The sequence below is a fragment of the Aeromonas sp. Marseille-Q7275 genome (assembly GCF_965119515.1).
Map to the genome: position 1 here is coordinate 137,431 of NZ_CBCPLW010000003.1, position 17,698 is coordinate 155,128.

Here is a 17,698-nt window from a genome sequence, read left to right on the forward strand (position 1 = left end):
CAGACCCCAGGGGGTTGTGTGGTCTTGTTATTGGCGACCAGAAGAACCAAACCCGCCTTCACCCCGTTCACTCTGGTTGAATTCGTCGACCAGCTGGAAGCTGGCCTGCACCACGGGCAGGATCACCAGCTGGGCGATGCGCTCGCCTGGCTGCATGGTGAAGCTGTCGTTGCCGCGATTCCAGACCGAGACCATCAGCTGGCCCTGGTAGTCGGAGTCGATGAGACCGACCAGGTTGCCGAGCACTATGCCGTGCTTATGACCCAGGCCGGAGCGGGGCAAGATGGTGGCGCACAGACCCGGATCCTGAATGTGGATGGCGAGCCCGGTCGGCACCAGGGTGGTGTCGCCCGGTGCCAGCGTGATCGGTGCATCCAGCAGGGCGCGCAGATCCATGCCGGCGGAACCCGGAGTGGCGTAGGCAGGCAGCGGGAAGTCGGTGCCGATGCGGGCATCCAGGATTTTCAGTTCAATTTGTGTCGTCATGAATCGTTTTTCAATTGGATCGCCCCGGGGCGATCGAGTGGTTCAGTGAGCGCCCTTGGGTCGCCCAGCATGTTGTCAATGCGATGCCGGCCGCCGTGAGTCCGTCGCCAGTGGTCATGGCCCTGGGCTCAGGGTCGATAGTGGCGTGCAATCAGGGCGACAAGATGACGAGCCAGCGTCAGCTTGTCGGCCAGGGGCAGGGCGGCCTGACCCCCTTGCCAGAAGACGGTCAGGGCGTTGTCATCGGCATTGAAGCCTTGACCCGCGCGGGACACGTCGTTGGCGGCGATCATGTCCAGCCGCTTATGTCGCAGTTTGTCGAGGGCGTATTGTTCCACATCCACGGTTTCGGCGGCAAATCCGACGGTGAAGGGCTTGTCTGACAGTGCCCCCACGGCGGCGATGATGTCGGGATTCTTGACCAGGGTCAGCGCCATCTGGTCGTTGTCACCAGTCTTCTTGATCTTCTGGCTGGCGACCTGGGCCGGGCGATAGTCCGCCACGGCGGCGCAGCCGATAAAGAGGTCGCACTCACCGACCCGGCTCATCACAGCTTCGTGCATCTGCAGGGCGCTCTCCACATCGACTCTTGTCACCCCTTGCGGGGTGGCCAGGGCGACAGGGCCGCTCACCAGCGTCACTTCGGCACCCGCCTCGCGGGCGGCGCGGGCGATGGCGTAACCCATCTTGCCGGAGCTGTGGTTGCTGATGTAGCGCACCGGATCCAGCGCCTCGCGGGTCGGCCCTGCGGTGAGCAGCAGTTTGACCCCCGCCAGCAACGGCTCGGCAGCCAGCTGCTGGCAGCAGCGCTCCACTAGATCCAGGGGATCCAGCATCCGGCCGGGGCCCACGTCACCGCAGGCCTGGCTGCCGGAATCCGGCCCCCACAGCAGGATGCCGCGGCTGGCCAGGGTCTTGAGGTTGGCCTGGGTGGCGGCGTTGCGATACATCTGCTGGTTCATGGCCGGGGCCAGCGCCACGGTTGCCGGGGTGGCCAGGCAGAGGGTGGTGAGCAGCTCGTCCGCCATGCCGGCGGCCATGCGCGCCATCAGGTTGGCGCTGGCGGGGGCGATCAGTACCAGATCCGCCCACTTGGCCAGCTCGATGTGGCCCATGCCCGCCTCGGCGGCCGGGTCCAGCAGGCTGTCGGCCACCGGGTGGCCGGAGACGGCCTGCAGGGTCAGGGGAGTGATGAACTCCTTGGCGGAGCGGGTCATTACCACCCGCACCTCGGCCCCCTGATCTTTCAGGCGGCGTACCAGCTCGGCACTCTTGTAGGCGGCGATCCCGCCACTGACACCCAACAGGATGCGTTTATCGGCCAATCTCATCTGCTGCTTCTCTTTCGGCTCACTCTGACTGGTCGGGTAAGATAGCACAGGCGATGGACGACGACAGAGGCTGACATGGGGGAGTTGTGGTCGGGCTCCCGCGATTTTTTGCTATGTTTTCTCTCAATAGCCATGGGGGAGAGACAAATGAGCATCAAGGAGTGGCCGGAAGATGAGCGCCCCCGGGAGAAGCTGCTGCGCCGTGGGGCGGGGGTGCTGTCCGATGCGGAATTGCTGGCGATCTTCCTGCGCACCGGGGTCAGCGGCCTGAGCGCGGTGGATCTGTCCCGCCAGCTGTTGCAGCAGTTCGGCTCCCTGCGGGGGCTGCTTGGGGCCGAGCGACAGGCTTTTTGCGGCGCTCACGGGCTGGGGCCGGCTAAATATGCCCAGTTGCAGGCGGTGCTGGAGATGGGCAGACGGCATCTTGCCGAGCAGTTGCAACGGGGGGAGGCCCTCACGTCCCCCCAGCTGACCCGGGAGTATCTGCAGGCTCAGCTGCGGGACAGGCCGCGGGAGGTGTTTGCGCTGTTATTACTCGATAACCAGCACAGAGTGATTCAATTTGTTGAACTTTTCTACGGCACCCTGGATTCGGCGAGCGTCTGGCCCAGGGAAATCGTGCAGATCGCGCTCAAACATAATGCAGCCGCCGTGATTCTGGCGCATAATCACCCGTCCGGCGTAGCCGAGCCCAGTCGGGCCGACCGCCAGATCACGGATCGGATCCTGGCCGCCCTGGCCTTGGTCGATATCAGAGTGCTGGATCACTTGGTGATCGGTGACGGCATCACGGTTTCTTTCGCAGAGCGTGGTTGGTTATGACTGGGCTCTGGCACTGTATTAGTTGATCTTTGATCACGGATGCTGTATAAAATGCCGCCTTCTGTTTGCCCCGCAATCGAAGGCCAGCGGGGCAGATATTTGCTCGAGCAATGAAGTAAGATTTGGAGAGACTGACATGTCTAGAGTATGCCAAGTAACCGGCAAGCGCCCGGCAGTTGGTAACAACCGTTCGCACGCTAACAACGCTACCAAGCGTCGTTTCCTGCCGAACCTGCACACTCACCGTTTTTGGGTTGAGAGTGAAAAACGCTTCGTAAGCCTGCGCGTATCCGCAAAAGGCATGCGTATCATCGACAAGCGCGGCGTTGAAGTGGTTCTGGCTGAACTGCGTGCCAGCGGCGTTAAGGTATAAGGAATTAGATCATGGCTAAAGGTATTCGCGATAAGATTCGCCTGAACTCCAGCGCCGGTACTGGTCACTTCTATACCACTACCAAGAACAAGCGCACCATGCCCGAAAAAATGGAGATCAAGAAATTTGATCCCGTTATTCGTCAGCATGTGATCTACAAGGAAGGCAAAATCAAGTAATCACTTGATGCTGCATTCCCAAAAAACCCGGCTTAGTGCCGGGTTTTTTTATGGATGGAATTCAGTACACTGCCGCTTCAAAGGGAGGCTTGCCATGTTCAAATTGAGCCGTAAAGGCTGGAATAACGTGATCATAGTGGTGGTGCTGATCGTTATCACCCTGCTGCACCGGCTGGAGCAGGCCCAGCAGGAGAACAGCGCCCAGCGCGCCCGTCCCCTGCTGCCTGAGTCTGCCGTGGTGTTGACCTGGCAGGGGCCGAGCTGGCAGATAGAGCGGATCGGCCAGGGCTGGCGCAGCGGGCCGGATCTGGGGCTCAGCAGCGCCCAGCTGGCCGCCCGCATCGAGACATGGCAAGGCTGGCTGTTGCCCCCGGGCGGGGCCGTGCGCGGCCCCCCTGTCACCCTCAAGATATGGGTCGCCGGCCAGAGCGATCCGGTTGAAGTGGGGCTCTATCAGGACGACGGCAAGTTTGCCGCCCTGCTGCCCCCCTCGACCTGGCTCACCCTGAGCCAGGAGCAGTACCGCGACCTGCTGCGTCCCACCCCCTGAACCCTGCCGTGAGCGAGAGGCCTGTCTATGCCTGAATTACCGGAAGTCGAAGTCAGCCGCCAGGGGATCTCTCCCTGGCTCACCGGCATCAAGGTGACCCGTGTGGTGGTCAGGGATGGCCGGCTGCGCTGGCCCGTGCCAGGCGAGATCCAGGAGCTGGTGGATCTCGTCATCCACAGGGTCAGCCGCCGCGCCAAGTACCTGCTGCTGGAGACCGATTTTGGCACCGCCATCCTGCATCTCGGCATGTCCGGCAGCCTGCGGGTGCTGGATATAGGCGCCCCGGCCGAGAAGCACGATCACGTGGATATCGAGCTCGCCAACGGCAAGCTGCTGCGGCTCAACGATCCGCGCCGTTTCGGCGCCCTGCTGTGGACCCGTGAACCCGCCGAGGCGCACGCCCTGCTCGCCAAGCTGGGGCCTGAGCCGCTCACCGATGCCTTCAGCGCCGACTATCTGCGGGCGCGGGCCAAGGGGCGCAGCACCGCCATCAAGCAGTTCCTGATGGACAACCAGGTGGTGGTCGGGGTGGGCAACATCTACGCCAACGAGGCGCTCTACGCCGCCGGCATTCACCCCAAGCGGGCGGCGGGCAACATCAGCGGCGAGCGGCTGGGGACCCTGGTGGCAGAGATCAAGCGGGTGCTGGCCGAGGCCATTCGCCAGGGGGGCACCACCCTCAAGGATTTCACCAGTGCCGACGGCAAGCCGGGCTATTTCGTGCAGCAGTTGCAGGTCTATGGCCGGGGCGGCCAGCCCTGTTTCCACTGCCATACCCTGCTGACCGAGGTGAGGATGGGCCAGAGAACCACTGTATTCTGCTCCCACTGCCAGCGCTGATCCGGACCATTTGGGGGGAGACGCGGTGAAGTTGTAACGACGTATTTCCAGTCTGTTGAAGCCCCGGCTGTCGCTGACTAGTATCTCGCTGTACACGCAGAAGAGATAATAAAATGACAGCAGAATCAATAGACTGGGATCATTTATCCCAGCAGGGGCACTATTGCGCCCAGAAAATGGCCCGCTTCCTTTATCCCGATGACAGCGCCCGCAAGACCTTCAATCGCGGCAAGTTCGTGCTACGCAGTCTGCTCTACCGGCCGCAGTTGAACCGGGTGTTCGAGCTGTTTCAGACAGAACCCCTGAGGGCCCTGCCTGCCCACTATCCCGAGCTGCTCGACAAGCCGATGCGCCCCTATCGCTTCGCCTGCTCGACCGTGAATCAGCGGGTCAGGATGGTGGAGGATCACTACCGGCTGCTGCTGGCCTGTTATCCCGACCTTATCGACCCGCTCTATCTGGGGGAGGGGATCGAACTCGGCCGCTACCCCGAGGGGGGCTGTCGCCTGGTGCTGCGCCACGACGGCACCTTCCGCCGGGAGGCCGAGCTGGCCCTCTCCATCGTCAACGAGCAGGGGGAGCGGCTCTACAGCTGCGCCTTCTCGCTGGCGGGCAGCGAGCACGAGCTGGCGCTGGTGATAGGCTCGGTGCAGGGGCCCGAGCCCGGTGTCGAGCAGCCCCAGGAGCAGGTGCGAGCCCTGACCAAGGCGGGCCATGGCCTGAGACCCAAGTCGCTGGTGGTGATGCTGGTGATGGCGCTGGCCGGAGCCATGGGGGCAAGCCGTGTCTCGGCCGTGCGGATGAAGGCGCACATCTTCCAGGCCAGACGCTACAGCAAGAAGAAAAAAGCCTGCCTGCAGGCGGATTATGACGAGCTGTGGCAGGAGTTCGGAGCCCTGGATCAGGATGCCAACTTCGTGCGGTTGCAGCCCGTGGTGCGCAAGCCGCTGGAGGAGGTGGCCGCCAGGAAGCGGGCCATGTACCGGCGTCGCTACGCCTGGCTGGACGAGCTGGCGCTCAACTGTCAGCAGGTGCTGAACTGCACGCCGGACTGACGGCAGGGGCGGGAGACAGGGGCAGCGTCAACTGCCCCGACAAACAGGCTACCCGAGGTAGCCTGTTTGCGTTGTCACTTGCCCTGTTTGGCGGCGATGGCCTGTGCCACCAGGGGATCGACGAACTGGTGGATGTCGCCGCCGTGCAGGGCGACTTCCTTCACCAGGGTGGAGGAGATGAAGGAGTTCTCTTCCGCCGGGGTGAGGAAGACGCTCTCCAGCTCCGGCATCAGGCGGCGGTTCATGTTGGCCAGCTGGAATTCGTACTCGAAGTCGGAGACGGCGCGCAGGCCGCGGATCAGCACGTTGGCCTGCTGCTCCCTGGCAAAATCCACCAGCAGACCGGAGAAGCCCACCACCTTGACATTGGGCAGATGGGCGGTCACCTGCTGGGCCAGCAGGACGCGCTCCGCCAGATCGAACAGCGGTCGCTTGCTCGGGCTGTTGGCGACCCCGACCACCACCTCGTCAAACAGCCTGGCGGCCCGGCCAATCAGGTCGGTGTGGCCGTTGGTGATGGGGTCGAAGGTGCCGGGATAGATTACCTTGTTGGTCATGCTGCTGATTCCTGCAACCGGGAAAATTGGTCGCATTATAGGGTCTGTTGGTGGTTTGTCGCGACCGGGATGGCGCGGATTTCTGGCGCGACGCCCCAGGTTGGATCGCCCAAATCAGGACCCCTCGGCGTCTTCGCTTGAGAATAGCCCGGCATCAGGCAAGAATAGCCGCACCGCGCATCGAGCCTCCCTGCATTGGTGACAGGGAGCAAAGGGATTTTTTATGAAACGCATTCTGGTAGTACGCAATGACAAGATTGGTGACTTCATGCTGGCCTGGCCGAGTTTTGCCATGCTCAAGCGCTCCATGGAGTGTCATGTGACTGCCCTGGTCCCCGCCTACACGGCGCCGCTGGCCCGCCTCTGCCCCTGGATCGACGAGATCATCCTGGATCCGGGTGCCCGGGCCGACAAGGAACAGCAACGGGCCTTGCTGGCCCGCATCAAGGCGGCCGCCTTCGATGCCTCCATCTGCCTCTTCTCCAACACCCGTAACGCCAAGCTGGTGTGGAAGGCGCATATTCCCTACCGGCTGGCCCCGGCCACCAAGCTGGCCCAGGTGCTCTACAACCAGCGGCTGGTGCAGCGCCGTTCCCGCTCCCAGAAGCCGGAGTACGAGTACAACCTGGATCTGGTGCGCCGCTTCCTCGCCGACCAGCAACTGAGCGTGGTGGAGCCCCATGGGCCCTACCTCAGCTTCGATCCCGAGAGCCTGCAGCAGGTGCGCGAACAGGTCGCCAGCCGGTTGAGGCTGGATGCGAGCCGCCCCTGGCTGATGGTGCACGCTGGCAGCGGCGGCTCGGCCAACAACCTCTCCATAGAGCAGTACTCGCGCCTCATCATCAAGCTCAACCAGGCCTGCCCGGAATTGCAGTGCGTGCTGACGGCGGGGCCCGGAGAGGAGAGCAAGGCGGAGCAGCTGGCGGCCGAGCTGCTGGCCCACGGTGGCAACGGCTGGATCTACCGCTCCGACGAGGGGTTGCCGAAGTTCTGTCAGGTGATGGCCAATGCCGCCCTGTTCGTGGCAGGTAGCACGGGGCCGCTGCACATAGCAGCGGCGCTGGACGTGCCGACCATCGGCTTCTTCCCGGCGCACCGCTCCGCCACGCCGCTGCGCTGGCGCCCGCTCAACAGCGAGGGGCGTCATCTGGCCTTCAGTCCGCCGGAAGACAGCGATCATCCGGAAGACATGAGCCAGCTCGATCCCAAGACCATGGCGGCGGCGATCGCCCGCTGGGCTCCGCCGTTCTGGCGGGCAGAGAGCTGAGAATGCAGACAGGGCCCCTCGGGGCCCTGTCTCGTCATGGGGGTGTCGCCATGCCGGCTTACTTGGGTGCCTGGTCCGGTGCCTGGGGTTGCTGGCGGATCCAGAGGTCCGCGTACTTCGCGAAGGTGGAATGGGCGGAGAGGATGGCCAGCAGCAGTCCCTGCTTGCCATCGAGGAAGCCAGCCTTGAGCAGGTACATCTTGAGGAAGCAGCCGATGGCGTGCACCAGTCCCTGGCCGAGGGAGCCCTTCTTGCCGCGGGCGGTGCGCTGATCGGCCCAGGCCCTGGCGTAGCCGGCGGATTTCACCAGATAGTGCTCCAGATCCCGGTAGGTGAAGTGCAGCAGGTCGCCGTGCAGGTTGACGATCTTCATGTTGGCGCGCACCTCCACCTTCTCGTGCACCAGGGCCTCGTTGTAGCCGGTGAGCGCCCTGGGATAGAGGCGCAGCACCCGATCCGGGTACCAGCCGCTGTGGCGGATGAAGCGGCCGAACACCCAGGAGAGGCGGGGGATGGAGTAGATGGTGTCGCCGGCCGGGTCGGCCATGACCCCCTTGATGGCCTCCCTGAGCTCGGGGGTGAGCCGCTCGTCCGCATCCAGCCACAGCACCCACTCCGACTGGACATGGGACTGGGCGAGGCGGCGCTGGCGGCCGAAGCCAGGCCAGGCGGTGTTGACGAAGAAGCGGGCGCCGAATTCGGCGGCGATGGCGGGGGTCTCATCCTGACTGCCGGAGTCCAGGATGACGATTTCGTCCACCAGGCCGTCGAGGGAGGCGAGGCAGGCGCGCAGGTTGTCGGCTTCGTTCTTGACGATCAGGACGGCCGCCAGGGTCGGTTTGTTCACGGGTTCTGGACTCTTGTTGGCGCCCGGCGGGCGGGTCATGCTCGGATTGGCGCCCATTCTAGCCTAAAACCCCGGTGGGGGCATGGGCCCGCTGCCACAGCGCGGCCCCGGAAGGCATCTTGCGCATCAGGCAGGTATCTTCTGTTATTTCTTCGGCCTTTCTTGGGGCATAATCTCGCCCAGTAACGATTAACAGCCGGGCCAGTCCCGAGAGAAGACGCGCGATGAAGATATTGGTGATCGGCCCCTCCTGGGTCGGCGACATGGTGATGTCCCAGAGCCTCTACAAGGCACTCAAGGCCAACCACCCGGGCAGCGAGCTGCATGTGATGGCGCCGGCCTGGTGCGTGGCCCTGCTGGAGCGGATGCCCGAGGTGGACAAGGCCATCCCCATGCCGCTCGGCCACGGCGACTTCAAGCTGGGGGCCCGCCGCCGGCTCGGCAAGCAGTTGGCCGCCGAGCGGTACGATCAGGCCATCATCCAGCCCAACTCCATGAAGTCGGCGCTCATCCCCTGGTTTGCCAGGATCCCGGTACGTACCGGCTGGAAGGGGGAGCATCGCTTCGGCCTGCTCAACGACATGCGCAGCAACAAGCAGGCCTTCCCGCTGATGGTGGAAGCCTATCTGGCGCTGGCCTACCCCAAGGCACAGATGAAGAGCAGGAGCGACATTCCGTCCATCCCCCATCCGTCCCTGCACGTGGATCTCGTCAACCAGGGCAAGGCGCTGGAGCGGCTCGGCCTGAATCGCGCCCGCCCCGTGCTGGTGCTCTGCCCCGGGGCCGAGTTCGGCCCGGCCAAGCGCTGGCCCGAGGGGCACTACGCCGTGGTGGCCCAGAAGCATCTGGATGAAGGCTGGCAAGTGTGGATCTTTGGCTCCGGCAAGGATGTGGAGGTGGCGAACACCATACGGGACCGGATCAACCCCCTGTCCCGGCCCAACTGCCACGTGCTGGCGGGCAAGACCAGCCTGCATGAGGCGATCGATCTGATGGCCCTGGCCGGTCGGGTCATCGCCAACGATTCGGGGCTGATGCACGTCGCCGCCGCCCTCAACCGGCCGCTGATCGGCGTCTACGGCTCCACCTCGCCGCTCTACACCCCGCCCCTGGCGGACAGGGTCGAGATAGTGCACACCGACATCGAATGCCGCCCCTGCTTCAAGCGCACCTGCAAGTTCGGCCACCTCAAGTGCCTGATCGAGCTGATGCCGGAGCAGGTCATCGAGGCGGGCAAACGGCTGGAACGCAGCGAGTCGGAAGATCTGGTGATCGCGCTGCAGCCGGTGGCGGGCCCCGCGACCGGCGGTGAAGGCCAGTAGCATGATCTATCGGCTGCTCTACAACCTGCTGATCCACCTGGGCCTGCCGCTGGCACTGCTGGCGCTCTACAAGCCCAAAAAAGGCAAGCCCGGCTTTGGCAAGCGCTGGGCCGAGCACCTGGGGCGGGCCCCTGCCACCGGGCAGGAGGCGCCGCTCTGGATCCATGCGGTGAGCGTGGGGGAGACGCTGGCCATCAGCCCCTTCATCCGCGCCCTCAAGGCGGAGCAGCCCTCCTTGCCCATACTGCTCACCACCACCACCCGCACCGGCGCCGAGCAGGCGGCCAAGCTCGGGGATCTGGTGGTGCACCGCTATGCGCCCCTGGACTACCCCTGGGCCGTCTCGGCGTTTCTGGCCACCTTCAAGCCCCGCGCCCTCTGGGTGATGGAGACAGAGCTGTGGCCGAACTGGCTGGCGGCCTGCGAGGCGCGCCACCTGCCGGTGACCATACTCAATGCCCGACTCTCCGAGCGATCCTGCCAGCGTTATGCCCGCTTCCAGGGCGCCTTCGATGCCCTCAGTCGCCCGCTGACTCACCTGCTGTGCCAGCACCAGGACGACGCGGATCGCTTCCATCGTCTGGGGATCGGCCGCGAGCGGCTGGCGGTGACCGGCTCCATCAAGTTCGACATCCAGTTTGGCGACGAGGTGCAGGCCAGGGGCCGCGCCCTGCGCCAGCAGCTTGGACAGGAGCGGCCGGTCTGGATCGCCGCCAGCACCCATCAGGGGGAAGACGAGCAGGTGCTGGCCGCCTTCGATCGGGTGCTCAAGGTACATCCGTCTGCCTTGCTTATTCTGGTGCCGCGCCATCCCGAGCGCTTTGCCCGGGTGGCCGAACTGTGCGCCCCCTACGGCTGCGTGCGGCGCACGGCGGGCAGTGCGGTCGGCGAGAGCGACAAAATCTACCTGGGGGACACCATGGGCGAGTTGCCGCTGATGCTGGCGGCCGCCGATCTGGCCTTCGTCGGCGGCAGCCTGGTGAAGATTGGTGGCCACAACCTGCTGGAGCCGGCGGCGCTCGGCAAACCCTGCCTGACCGGCCCCGCCTACTTCAACTTCAGCGACATCACCCGCCAGCTGGTGGCTCAGGGGGGGGCCGCCGTGGTGGCGGACGCCGATGCCCTGGGCGACAAGGTAAATGCACTGCTCGGCGATGCGGGCGCCCGCCGCCAGATGGGGGAGCAGGCCCGTGCCGTGGTGCTGCGCAACCAGGGGGCGCTGGCGCGCACACTGTCCCACTGCCTCGCCGCGCTGGAAAGCGACTAGCGCGGGTGGCCCTGGTGGCCACCCCGTGCCTTATCCTGCTCCCGCCCGTCGTCCCGCCTGCTCCCGGGGCAAGGGCAAACGCCGCAGGCAATCCGGCCTGCTTTCCTTTATGCTCGGCCCTTTGCCCTGACCCTGTGATGCCCCGATGAACCGCGCTCCCCTGCTGCTGATGATACTGGTCACCCTGCTGGCCGCCGCTGGCTGGCTCTTCTCGAAAGAGGCTATTCGCGAACTGCCCACCGCCGCCTTTATCGGCAGCCGTTTCCTGCTGGCCGCTCTGCTGCTGTTGCCACTGGCCTGGCTGCGCGAGCCGCCCCCCAGCCGTTCGCAACTGCTGCGCGCCGCCGGATGCGGCACCCTGCTCGGGGCCAGCCTGCTGTTCTGGGTCACCGCCATCAGCCAGAGCGATGCACTCGGCAGTGGCGCCTTCATTATGAGCGTGGCCACCCTGATGGCGCCGCTCGCCGCCTGGGCGGCGTTCAAGGCCAGACCCGGCCGCCACTACTGGCTCACTCTGCCCGTCGCCGTGGCCGGCCTGCTGCTGCTCTCCAGCAGCACCCACTGGGGCGTGTCGCTCTCCCTGTTCTGGTTCCTGGCGGCGGCCGCCACCCTGGGGGTCCAGCTCGCGGTGCACCGCCACTTCGCCCAGTCCATTCCCCCCACCTGGCTCACCTGCATCCAGCTGGCGGTGACCGGGCTGCTCGGCACCCTGCTCTCCCTGCTGACCGAGCAGTGGCCCGCCGACATCCGCTCTGGCATCTGGGGCTGGTTTGCCGCCAGCGTCCTGATCGCCACCACATTGCGCTACTGGCTGCTCACCCACGCCCTGAGCCGGATGACCACGGCCCACGCGGCCCTGCTGATGCTGCTGGAACCCGTCTGGACCCTGATCCTGAGCACCCTCTTCTATGACGAGCCCCTGGGCCCCGCCAAGCTGGCCGGCGCCGGTCTGGTGCTGGGCGCCCTGGTGCTCTACCAGCTCCCCCTGCTGCTGCGCAGCCGCAAATTCAAAGCGTCAAACGGATAAGAGGCCGCCCCCCAGCCAGAACGGGTGGTTATCAGCAAAAGAACGGGCCTGCTCTTGCAGGCCCGTTCTTTTGGCAGGGAGTCGCCCCATGGCCGCGCCACCATCGTCCCGATGACAAGATGGCTCAGATTGCGGTGGATTGCGCGACGAGGCCATGCCGTTGATCACACTGGGGATATGACATAAAAAAGCCCCCGGGTGGCGGGGGCTGGTGCATCGGCGAGAGGGATCACTCGATGTTTTGAATTTGCTCGCGCATCTGCTCGATGAGAACCTTCAGTTCGACGGCGGACTGGGTCACTTCGGCGTTGATGGACTTTGAGCCCAGGGTGTTCGACTCGCGGTTGAACTCCTGCATCATGAAGTCGAGACGACGGCCGCAGGCGCCCCCCTTCTTCATGATCTTGATGGTCTCGCTGATGTGCATCTCCAGGCGATCCAGCTCTTCGGCCACGTCGATCTTCTGGGCCAGCAGCACGATCTCCTGCTCGATGCGGGCGGGATCCAGCTCCACCTTGGCCTCGGCCAGGCGGTCGGTGAGCTTCTGGCGCTGCCACTCGATGATCTGCGGCAGGTGCTCGCGCACCTTCTTCACTTCCACCTGGATGCCGTCCAGGCGCTGCTGGATCAGTGCCTTGAGGTTGGCCCCTTCGCTGGCGCGGGAGGCGAGGAACTCTTCCATGGTCAGATCGAAACCGCCGAGCAGCTCGGTGGCGACCGCGTCCATGTCCTGCTCGGCGGCGGCCATGACACCCGGCCAGCGCAGCACGTCCACCGGGTTGAGCTGGCCCTGGCCCGCCTCTTTCATTACCCAGTTGGCGCTGTCGATGATGAGCCTGGCCAGCTCTTCATTGATATGGAGCTGGCTGGCGGCGGCTTGCGCTGCCTCGAACCTCAGGTTGCACTCCACCTTGCCGCGCTGCAGCTTGGCACGGAAACGCTCACGCAGCACCGGCTCCAGGCTGCGCAGCTGCTCCGGCAGGCGGATATAGGTTTCCAGATAGCGCTGGTTGACCGAACGAATTTCCCAAACGGCTGTGCCCCAGTCGCCCTTGAATTCCTTGCGGGCGTAGGCGGTCATGCTGTGAATCATTGATTGTTCCGGGCTTGATGAAGTGTGCGGCCAGTATACTCAGCCAGGCTTGCCCCGTCAGCCGATGCCGTGGTTTTAGCGGCTGATATTTGGGGCGGGATCACTTATAATCCCCCGCCAATTTGAGCCAGCCCAGAGGTCAGTCCCATGTCCCGTCCCAGCGATCGCAGTGCCGCGCAAGTGCGCCCGGTTACCATCACCCGCAACTTCACCAAGCATGCGGAAGGATCTGTGCTGGTGGAGTTCGGCCACACCCGCGTGCTGTGCACCGCCAGCGTCGACACCAGCGTGCCGCGCTTCCTGAAAGGCAAGGGGCAGGGCTGGGTCACCGCCGAGTACGGCATGCTGCCGCGCTCCACCCATTCGCGCATGAACCGCGAAGCGGCTGCCGGCAAGCAGAGCGGCCGCACCCTGGAGATCTCCCGGCTGATCGCCCGCTCCCTGCGCGCCGCCGTGGACCTGACCGCGCTGGGCGAGCACTCCATCACGGTGGACTGTGACGTGCTGCAGGCCGACGGCGGCACCCGCACCGCCGCCATCACTGGCGCCTGCGTGGCCCTGGTGGACGCGCTGAACTGGATGGTGGAGAAGGGCATGCTCAAACAGAGCCCGCTCAAGCAGATGATAGCGGCGGTCTCCGTCGGCATGTATCAGGGCGAAGCCATCTGCGATCTGGAGTATGTGGAAGACTCCGCCGCCGAGACCGACATGAACGTGGTGATGACCGAAGACGGCCGCATCATAGAGGTGCAGGGCACCGCCGAGGCCGAGCCCTTCACCCACGAGGAGCTGCTGGCGATGCTGGCGCTGGCCAAGGGCGGCATCGACGACATCATAGCGCTGCAGAAGCAGGCGCTCTCTTGAATTTCTGATTTGAAAAACGCGGCATTGTCCGCGTTTTTTTATACCCCCACACCCGTCAACGACAAGCCAAGCAAGGAGCCAGAATGAAAGCCTACCAGCGTCAATTTATCGAGTTCGCCCTGGAGAAACAGGTTCTCAAATTCGGTGAGTTCACCCTGAAATCCGGCCGCAAGAGCCCCTACTTCTTCAACGCCGGCCTGTTCAACAGCGGCCGCGATCTGGCCCGCCTCGGCCGCTTCTATGCCGCCGCCCTGATGGATGCCGGCATCGAATTCGACGTGCTGTTTGGCCCGGCCTACAAGGGGATCCCCATCGCCTCCGCCACCGCGGTGCAACTGGTGGAGCAGCACGACGTGGACGTGCCCTGGTGCTTCAACCGCAAGGAGGCCAAGGATCACGGCGAGGGCGGCAACCTGGTGGGCAGCCCGCTCAAGGGGCGCATCATGCTGGTGGACGACGTCATCACCGCCGGGACCGCCATCCGCGAGTCCATGGATCTGATCCAGGCCAACGGTGCCTCCCTGGCCGGGGTGCTGATCGCCCTGGATCGTCAGGAGAAGGGCAAGGGCGAGCTCTCTGCCATCCAGGAAGTGGAGCGTGACTACGGTGCCCACATCATCGCCATCATCCAGATGAGCGACCTCATCGCCTATCTGGAAGAGAAGCAGGCAGAGCAGCCCGCGCTGGCCGAGCAACTGGCAGCCATGAAGGCCTATCGCGCCCAGTACGGCATCTGACGACCTCTCTTGCCATCATGGCGCCGCCCCTGGCTCGGGGTGGCGCCATTTTTTTTTGAAAAAGTGAGTGTGGTGGCTTGAGCTTACCCTTACAGTAAAGGTTAGGGTTTAGTCATCGGCAGCCAGTTTGGCCGATGAGTTCCGAGGAGGAACAACATGACTACCCAGACTCAAGATCCCATCCATCTGCAGTTGCCGCTCAGCGGCATGAGCTGCGCCAACTGTGCCAGCCGCATCAGCACCGCCCTCAACCAGCTCGACGGGGTGACGGCTACCGTCAACTTCGCGTTGGAGCAGGCGGCCATCGAACTCGGTGACCCGGCTCGTCTGCCCGAGGTCCTCGACAGCATCACAGGGCAGGGCTATGGCTATGGCCATGAGACGATCTCCTTCCAGATCAGCGGCATGACCTGCGCGGGTTGTTCGGCGCGTCTCAACAAGATGCTGACTGCCTTGCCCGGCGTGCTCTCGGCCGAGGTGAATTTTTCCCTCGAGCAGGCCCGCATCGAGCTGGTGCCGGGGATGCAGACCCCAGCCTCGTTGCGCGAGCATATAGAAGCCCTTGGCTTCGGTGCCCAGCTGGCGCAGGGCTCTGCCAGTGCTCGCCGTCAACAGTTGCAGGCGCGTGAGGAACAGGAAGCTGCCGCCGCCCGTCATGCGCTGAATCAGGTCGTCATCTCGGCCCTGCTGACCCTGCCGCTGCTGGTGGGCATGGTCGCCATGGCCGGCCTGCTGCCCTGGCATCTGCCCGCCTGGCTGGAGCTGGTGCTCGCCACCCCGGTGCAGTTCTGGATCGGTGCCCGCTTCTATCGCGGCGCCTGGCTCGCATTGCGCAACAGGGCAGCCAATATGGATGTGCTGGTGGCGACCGGCACCAGCGCCGCCTACTTCTACAGCCTCTATCTGCTGCTGACGCTGGGGATGGCCGCCAGCGGCCAGCTCTATTTCGAGGCGAGCGCCATCATCATTACCCTGATTTCACTCGGGAAACTGCTGGAGGCCCGCGCCCGGCGCAGCACCCAGTCCGCCATTCGCGAGCTGATGGCGTTGCGGCCGGACACCGCCACCGTCTGGCGCGGCGAGGCCTGGCAGAACGTCGCCATCGACGAGGTGCTGCGTGGCGACAGGCTGCGGGTGCTGGTGGGGGAGCGGGTGCCGGTGGACGGCAAGATCCTGAGCGGTGAGAGCGAGCTGGATGAATCCATTCTCACCGGTGAGAGCCTGCCGGTGCCGCGTGCACTGGGAGATGCCGTGCTGGGTGGCGCCATCAACCGCTCCGGTGTGCTGGAGATCGAGGCCACGACCGTGGGGGAAGACTCCAGCCTCAGCAAGATCATCGCCCTGGTGGAGCGTGCCCAGATGGGCAAGGCGCCGCTGCAGCAGCTGGTGGACAGGGTCTCCGCCATCTTCGTGCCCGTGGTCATGGCCATCGCCCTGTTCACTCTGCTGGCCTGGTATGCCTACAGCAACGACTTCGGTCAGGCGCTGCTCGCCGCCGTGGCCGTGCTGGTGATCGCCTGTCCCTGCGCCCTGGGGCTGGCGACCCCGGCCGCCATCGTCACCGGCACCGGGGTGGCGGCCCGTCACGGCATCCTGATCAAGGACGTGGATACCCTGCAGAAGGCCCACGCCATCAAGGCGCTGATTTTTGACAAGACAGGCACCCTCACCCAGGGCAGGCCCGTGCTGGCGAGCTGGAGCGGCAGCGACGAACAGTTGCGCCTCGCCGCCGCCCTGCAGCAGGCGAGCGAGCACCCGCTGGCGCTGGCGATGCGCGAGGCGGTCGGCAAGGAGGTCGTGCTGCCCCAGCCCGAGGCGGTGGAGGTACGGGTCGGTGCCGGCATCCTCGGTCAGGTGGCCAGTCACAGGGTCGCCATCGGCAACGCCTCCCTGCTGGCCCAGCTCGGCATCGAAGTGCCGGCGCAGGATGAACAGCCTGCCGACGGTGCGACCCGGGTCTGGGTCGCCATCGACGGCGTGGCGGTGGCGATCGCCGCCCTGGCCGATACCCTGAGGCCCGAGAGCCCCGAGGCCATCGCCACCCTGCGTCAGCGCGGCATCGCCAGCTGGCTGGTGAGCGGCGACGCCCCGGAACCCGTGGCCCATATCGCCGCCAAGCTGGGGCTGGACGGCGCCTTCGACTCCGTGCTACCCGCCGGCAAGGTGGAGAAAGTAGAGGCGTTGCGCGCCCGCACCCAGGGCCTGGTGGCCATGGTGGGAGACGGGGTGAACGACGCCCCGGCACTGGCGGCGGCGGATGTGGGGATCGCCATGGGCTCAGGCTCGGATGTCGCCATGGAAACCGCCTCCATCACGCTCATGCGATCCGACCCTCGCCTGGTGGCCGATGCCATCGACATCTCGGCGGCCACCTGGCGCACCATACAGCAGAACCTGTTCTGGGCCTTCGTGTTCAACATCATCGGCATTCCGCTGGCGGCGCTGGGCTACCTCAGCCCCGAGCTGGCGGGGGCAGCCATGGCCCTGAGCAGCATCACGGTATTGAGCAATTCCCTGTTACTGAAACGCTGGCAGCCCAGGGCGGGCAGCCAGCGCCAATCTGAATCGAGAAGGAGTCATCCATGAACATCAGTAAGGTTGCCAAGGCCACTGGGCTGTCCGCCAAGACCATCCGCTACTACGAGAGCATCGGCCTCATCTCGGCGCCGGTGCGCAGTGACAACGGCTATCGCAGCTACACAGACGGCGCCCTGCGGGAGCTGCGCTTCGTCAAGCGGGCGCGGGAGACCGGCTTCAACCTGGAGGAGTGTCAGGAGCTGCTGGCGCTCTACCGGGACGAGCACAGGACCAGCGCCCAAGTGAAGAAGCTGGCGCAGGAGAAGATCGTCGATCTGCGGGCCCGCATCGCCGGCCTGCAGGCCATGCTCAGTTCCCTGGAGGAGGTGGTGGGGTGCTGCCACGGGGACGCGAATCCCCAGTGCCCCATACTCGACGAGCTCGAGAAGGGTTGAGGGTGTTGCCGGGCGAGCGCGAGCAGGCTGGAGTGTCCCGGGATCCTGCCTGCGTGGCGCGACGAGCCAGGGGCTGAGTGGCTGCTTAATAGCGGGCGATTGATTGTTG

At 64.9% G+C, this 17,698-nt stretch carries 19 protein-coding genes; 14 read left to right on the top strand and 5 right to left on the bottom strand.

From position 1 onward, the window contains the following. Positions 1-27 precede the first annotated feature (27 nt). Both dut and coaBC read right to left on the bottom strand, forming a co-directional pair. Positions 28-486 (bottom strand): dUTP diphosphatase, encoded by a 459-nt coding sequence (gene dut / locus ACWPWQ_RS04475; protein ID WP_025328776.1) that lies wholly within the window; start codon positions 484-486, stop codon positions 28-30. 128 nt (positions 487-614) lie between these two features. Beyond that, complete coding sequence (gene coaBC / locus ACWPWQ_RS04480; protein WP_454009100.1) at positions 615-1,817, bottom strand: bifunctional phosphopantothenoylcysteine decarboxylase/phosphopantothenate--cysteine ligase CoaBC; 1,203 nt, start codon at positions 1,815-1,817, stop codon at positions 615-617. Positions 1,818-1,964: 147 nt separating this feature from the next. On the opposite strand from coaBC, the gene radC reads away from it, so the two are divergent. The 6 genes from radC (at position 1,965) to ACWPWQ_RS04510 (ending at position 5,636) form a co-directional block, all read left to right on the top strand. Next, on the top strand, positions 1,965-2,639 hold the full coding sequence (gene radC / locus ACWPWQ_RS04485; protein WP_454009101.1) for a RadC family protein: 675 nt from the start codon (positions 1,965-1,967) through the stop codon (positions 2,637-2,639). A 136-nt stretch (positions 2,640-2,775) separates the two neighbouring features. Next, positions 2,776-3,012, top strand: a complete 237-nt coding sequence (rpmB, locus tag ACWPWQ_RS04490; RefSeq protein ID WP_005307492.1) for a 50S ribosomal protein L28 — start codon at positions 2,776-2,778, stop codon at positions 3,010-3,012. An 11-nt stretch (positions 3,013-3,023) separates the two neighbouring features. Beyond that, positions 3,024-3,191 carry a 50S ribosomal protein L33 gene (rpmG, locus tag ACWPWQ_RS04495; protein WP_005323752.1) on the top strand — a complete coding sequence of 56 codons (168 nt, stop codon included), beginning with the start codon at positions 3,024-3,026 and terminating at the stop codon, positions 3,189-3,191. A 94-nt stretch (positions 3,192-3,285) separates the two neighbouring features. Beyond that, positions 3,286-3,741: a hypothetical protein gene (locus ACWPWQ_RS04500; protein ID WP_454009102.1), complete on the top strand. Its 456-nt coding sequence runs from the start codon at positions 3,286-3,288 to the stop codon at positions 3,739-3,741. A 27-nt stretch (positions 3,742-3,768) separates the two neighbouring features. Further along, positions 3,769-4,581 (top strand): bifunctional DNA-formamidopyrimidine glycosylase/DNA-(apurinic or apyrimidinic site) lyase, encoded by an 813-nt coding sequence (mutM, locus tag ACWPWQ_RS04505; RefSeq protein WP_454009103.1) that lies wholly within the window; start codon positions 3,769-3,771, stop codon positions 4,579-4,581. Positions 4,582-4,757: 176 nt separating this feature from the next. After that, positions 4,758-5,636, top strand: a complete 879-nt coding sequence (locus ACWPWQ_RS04510; RefSeq protein ID WP_454009177.1) for a VirK/YbjX family protein — start codon at positions 4,758-4,760, stop codon at positions 5,634-5,636. 74 nt (positions 5,637-5,710) lie between these two features. On the opposite strand, the gene coaD is transcribed toward ACWPWQ_RS04510, so the two are convergent. Then, complete coding sequence (gene coaD, locus ACWPWQ_RS04515) at positions 5,711-6,193, bottom strand: pantetheine-phosphate adenylyltransferase (protein WP_139744767.1); 483 nt, start codon at positions 6,191-6,193, stop codon at positions 5,711-5,713. 223 nt (positions 6,194-6,416) lie between these two features. Here coaD and ACWPWQ_RS04520 point away from each other — a divergent pair, with 223 nt between their 5' ends. Further along, positions 6,417-7,460, top strand: a complete 1,044-nt coding sequence (locus ACWPWQ_RS04520; RefSeq protein WP_454009104.1) for a glycosyltransferase family 9 protein — start codon at positions 6,417-6,419, stop codon at positions 7,458-7,460. A gap of 58 nt (positions 7,461-7,518) precedes the next feature. Here ACWPWQ_RS04520 and ACWPWQ_RS04525 read toward each other — a convergent pair whose 3' ends face one another. Then, the gene (locus ACWPWQ_RS04525; RefSeq protein WP_454009105.1) at positions 7,519-8,307 is read right to left on the bottom strand and encodes a glycosyltransferase family 2 protein; all 789 of its coding nucleotides are present in this window, start codon (positions 8,305-8,307) and stop codon (positions 7,519-7,521) included. Positions 8,308-8,531: 224 nt separating this feature from the next. Here ACWPWQ_RS04525 and waaF point away from each other — a divergent pair, with 224 nt between their 5' ends. From waaF to ACWPWQ_RS04540, 3 genes are all read left to right on the top strand, one after another. Beyond that, positions 8,532-9,629: a lipopolysaccharide heptosyltransferase II gene (gene waaF / locus ACWPWQ_RS04530; protein ID WP_454009106.1), complete on the top strand. Its 1,098-nt coding sequence runs from the start codon at positions 8,532-8,534 to the stop codon at positions 9,627-9,629. A 1-nt stretch (position 9,630) separates the two neighbouring features. Further along, the gene (gene waaA / locus ACWPWQ_RS04535; protein WP_454009107.1) at positions 9,631-10,896 is read left to right on the top strand and encodes a lipid IV(A) 3-deoxy-D-manno-octulosonic acid transferase; all 1,266 of its coding nucleotides are present in this window, start codon (positions 9,631-9,633) and stop codon (positions 10,894-10,896) included. A 145-nt stretch (positions 10,897-11,041) separates the two neighbouring features. Next, positions 11,042-11,923 carry a DMT family transporter gene (locus ACWPWQ_RS04540; RefSeq protein WP_454009108.1) on the top strand — a complete coding sequence of 294 codons (882 nt, stop codon included), beginning with the start codon at positions 11,042-11,044 and terminating at the stop codon, positions 11,921-11,923. A 229-nt stretch (positions 11,924-12,152) separates the two neighbouring features. Here the strand turns inward: ACWPWQ_RS04540 and ACWPWQ_RS04545 are convergent, their stop codons facing one another. Next, on the bottom strand, positions 12,153-13,016 hold the full coding sequence (locus ACWPWQ_RS04545; protein WP_265435088.1) for a YicC/YloC family endoribonuclease: 864 nt from the start codon (positions 13,014-13,016) through the stop codon (positions 12,153-12,155). A 147-nt stretch (positions 13,017-13,163) separates the two neighbouring features. On the opposite strand from ACWPWQ_RS04545, the gene rph reads away from it, so the two are divergent. The 4 genes from rph to cueR all read left to right on the top strand — a co-directional run bounded on the left by rph (position 13,164) and on the right by cueR (position 17,589). After that, positions 13,164-13,880, top strand: a complete 717-nt coding sequence (rph, locus tag ACWPWQ_RS04550) for a ribonuclease PH (RefSeq protein ID WP_025328763.1) — start codon at positions 13,164-13,166, stop codon at positions 13,878-13,880. A gap of 83 nt (positions 13,881-13,963) precedes the next feature. Then, positions 13,964-14,617: an orotate phosphoribosyltransferase gene (gene pyrE, locus ACWPWQ_RS04555; protein WP_043128766.1), complete on the top strand. Its 654-nt coding sequence runs from the start codon at positions 13,964-13,966 to the stop codon at positions 14,615-14,617. A 156-nt stretch (positions 14,618-14,773) separates the two neighbouring features. Beyond that, positions 14,774-17,203 (top strand): heavy metal translocating P-type ATPase, encoded by a 2,430-nt coding sequence (locus tag ACWPWQ_RS04560; RefSeq protein WP_454009109.1) that lies wholly within the window; start codon positions 14,774-14,776, stop codon positions 17,201-17,203. Beyond that, the gene (cueR, locus tag ACWPWQ_RS04565; protein ID WP_005323722.1) at positions 17,200-17,589 is read left to right on the top strand and encodes a Cu(I)-responsive transcriptional regulator; all 390 of its coding nucleotides are present in this window, start codon (positions 17,200-17,202) and stop codon (positions 17,587-17,589) included. The genes ACWPWQ_RS04560 and cueR overlap by 4 nt, the downstream gene beginning before the upstream one ends. Positions 17,590-17,698 lie beyond the last annotated feature (109 nt).

Excerpts from the sequence above, each read along its gene's own strand:
- dut (WP_025328776.1), bottom strand. The coding sequence starts at position 486 with ATGACGACACAAATTGAACTGAAAATCCTGGATGCCCGCATCGGCACC.
- coaBC (WP_454009100.1), bottom strand. The coding sequence starts at position 1,817 with ATGAGATTGGCCGATAAACGCATCCTGTTGGGTGTCAGTGGCGGGATC.
- radC (WP_454009101.1), top strand. The coding sequence starts at position 1,965 with ATGAGCATCAAGGAGTGGCCGGAAGATGAGCGCCCCCGGGAGAAGCTG.
- rpmB (WP_005307492.1), top strand. The coding sequence starts at position 2,776 with ATGTCTAGAGTATGCCAAGTAACCGGCAAGCGCCCGGCAGTTGGTAAC.
- rpmG (WP_005323752.1), top strand. The coding sequence starts at position 3,024 with ATGGCTAAAGGTATTCGCGATAAGATTCGCCTGAACTCCAGCGCCGGT.
- ACWPWQ_RS04500 (WP_454009102.1), top strand. The coding sequence starts at position 3,286 with ATGTTCAAATTGAGCCGTAAAGGCTGGAATAACGTGATCATAGTGGTG.
- mutM (WP_454009103.1), top strand. The coding sequence starts at position 3,769 with ATGCCTGAATTACCGGAAGTCGAAGTCAGCCGCCAGGGGATCTCTCCC.
- ACWPWQ_RS04510 (WP_454009177.1), top strand. The coding sequence starts at position 4,758 with ATGGCCCGCTTCCTTTATCCCGATGACAGCGCCCGCAAGACCTTCAAT.
- coaD (WP_139744767.1), bottom strand. The coding sequence starts at position 6,193 with ATGACCAACAAGGTAATCTATCCCGGCACCTTCGACCCCATCACCAAC.
- ACWPWQ_RS04520 (WP_454009104.1), top strand. The coding sequence starts at position 6,417 with ATGAAACGCATTCTGGTAGTACGCAATGACAAGATTGGTGACTTCATG.
- waaF (WP_454009106.1), top strand. The coding sequence starts at position 8,532 with ATGAAGATATTGGTGATCGGCCCCTCCTGGGTCGGCGACATGGTGATG.
- waaA (WP_454009107.1), top strand. The coding sequence starts at position 9,631 with ATGATCTATCGGCTGCTCTACAACCTGCTGATCCACCTGGGCCTGCCG.
- ACWPWQ_RS04540 (WP_454009108.1), top strand. The coding sequence starts at position 11,042 with ATGAACCGCGCTCCCCTGCTGCTGATGATACTGGTCACCCTGCTGGCC.
- ACWPWQ_RS04545 (WP_265435088.1), bottom strand. The coding sequence starts at position 13,016 with ATGATTCACAGCATGACCGCCTACGCCCGCAAGGAATTCAAGGGCGAC.
- rph (WP_025328763.1), top strand. The coding sequence starts at position 13,164 with ATGTCCCGTCCCAGCGATCGCAGTGCCGCGCAAGTGCGCCCGGTTACC.
- pyrE (WP_043128766.1), top strand. The coding sequence starts at position 13,964 with ATGAAAGCCTACCAGCGTCAATTTATCGAGTTCGCCCTGGAGAAACAG.
- ACWPWQ_RS04560 (WP_454009109.1), top strand. The coding sequence starts at position 14,774 with ATGACTACCCAGACTCAAGATCCCATCCATCTGCAGTTGCCGCTCAGC.
- cueR (WP_005323722.1), top strand. The coding sequence starts at position 17,200 with ATGAACATCAGTAAGGTTGCCAAGGCCACTGGGCTGTCCGCCAAGACC.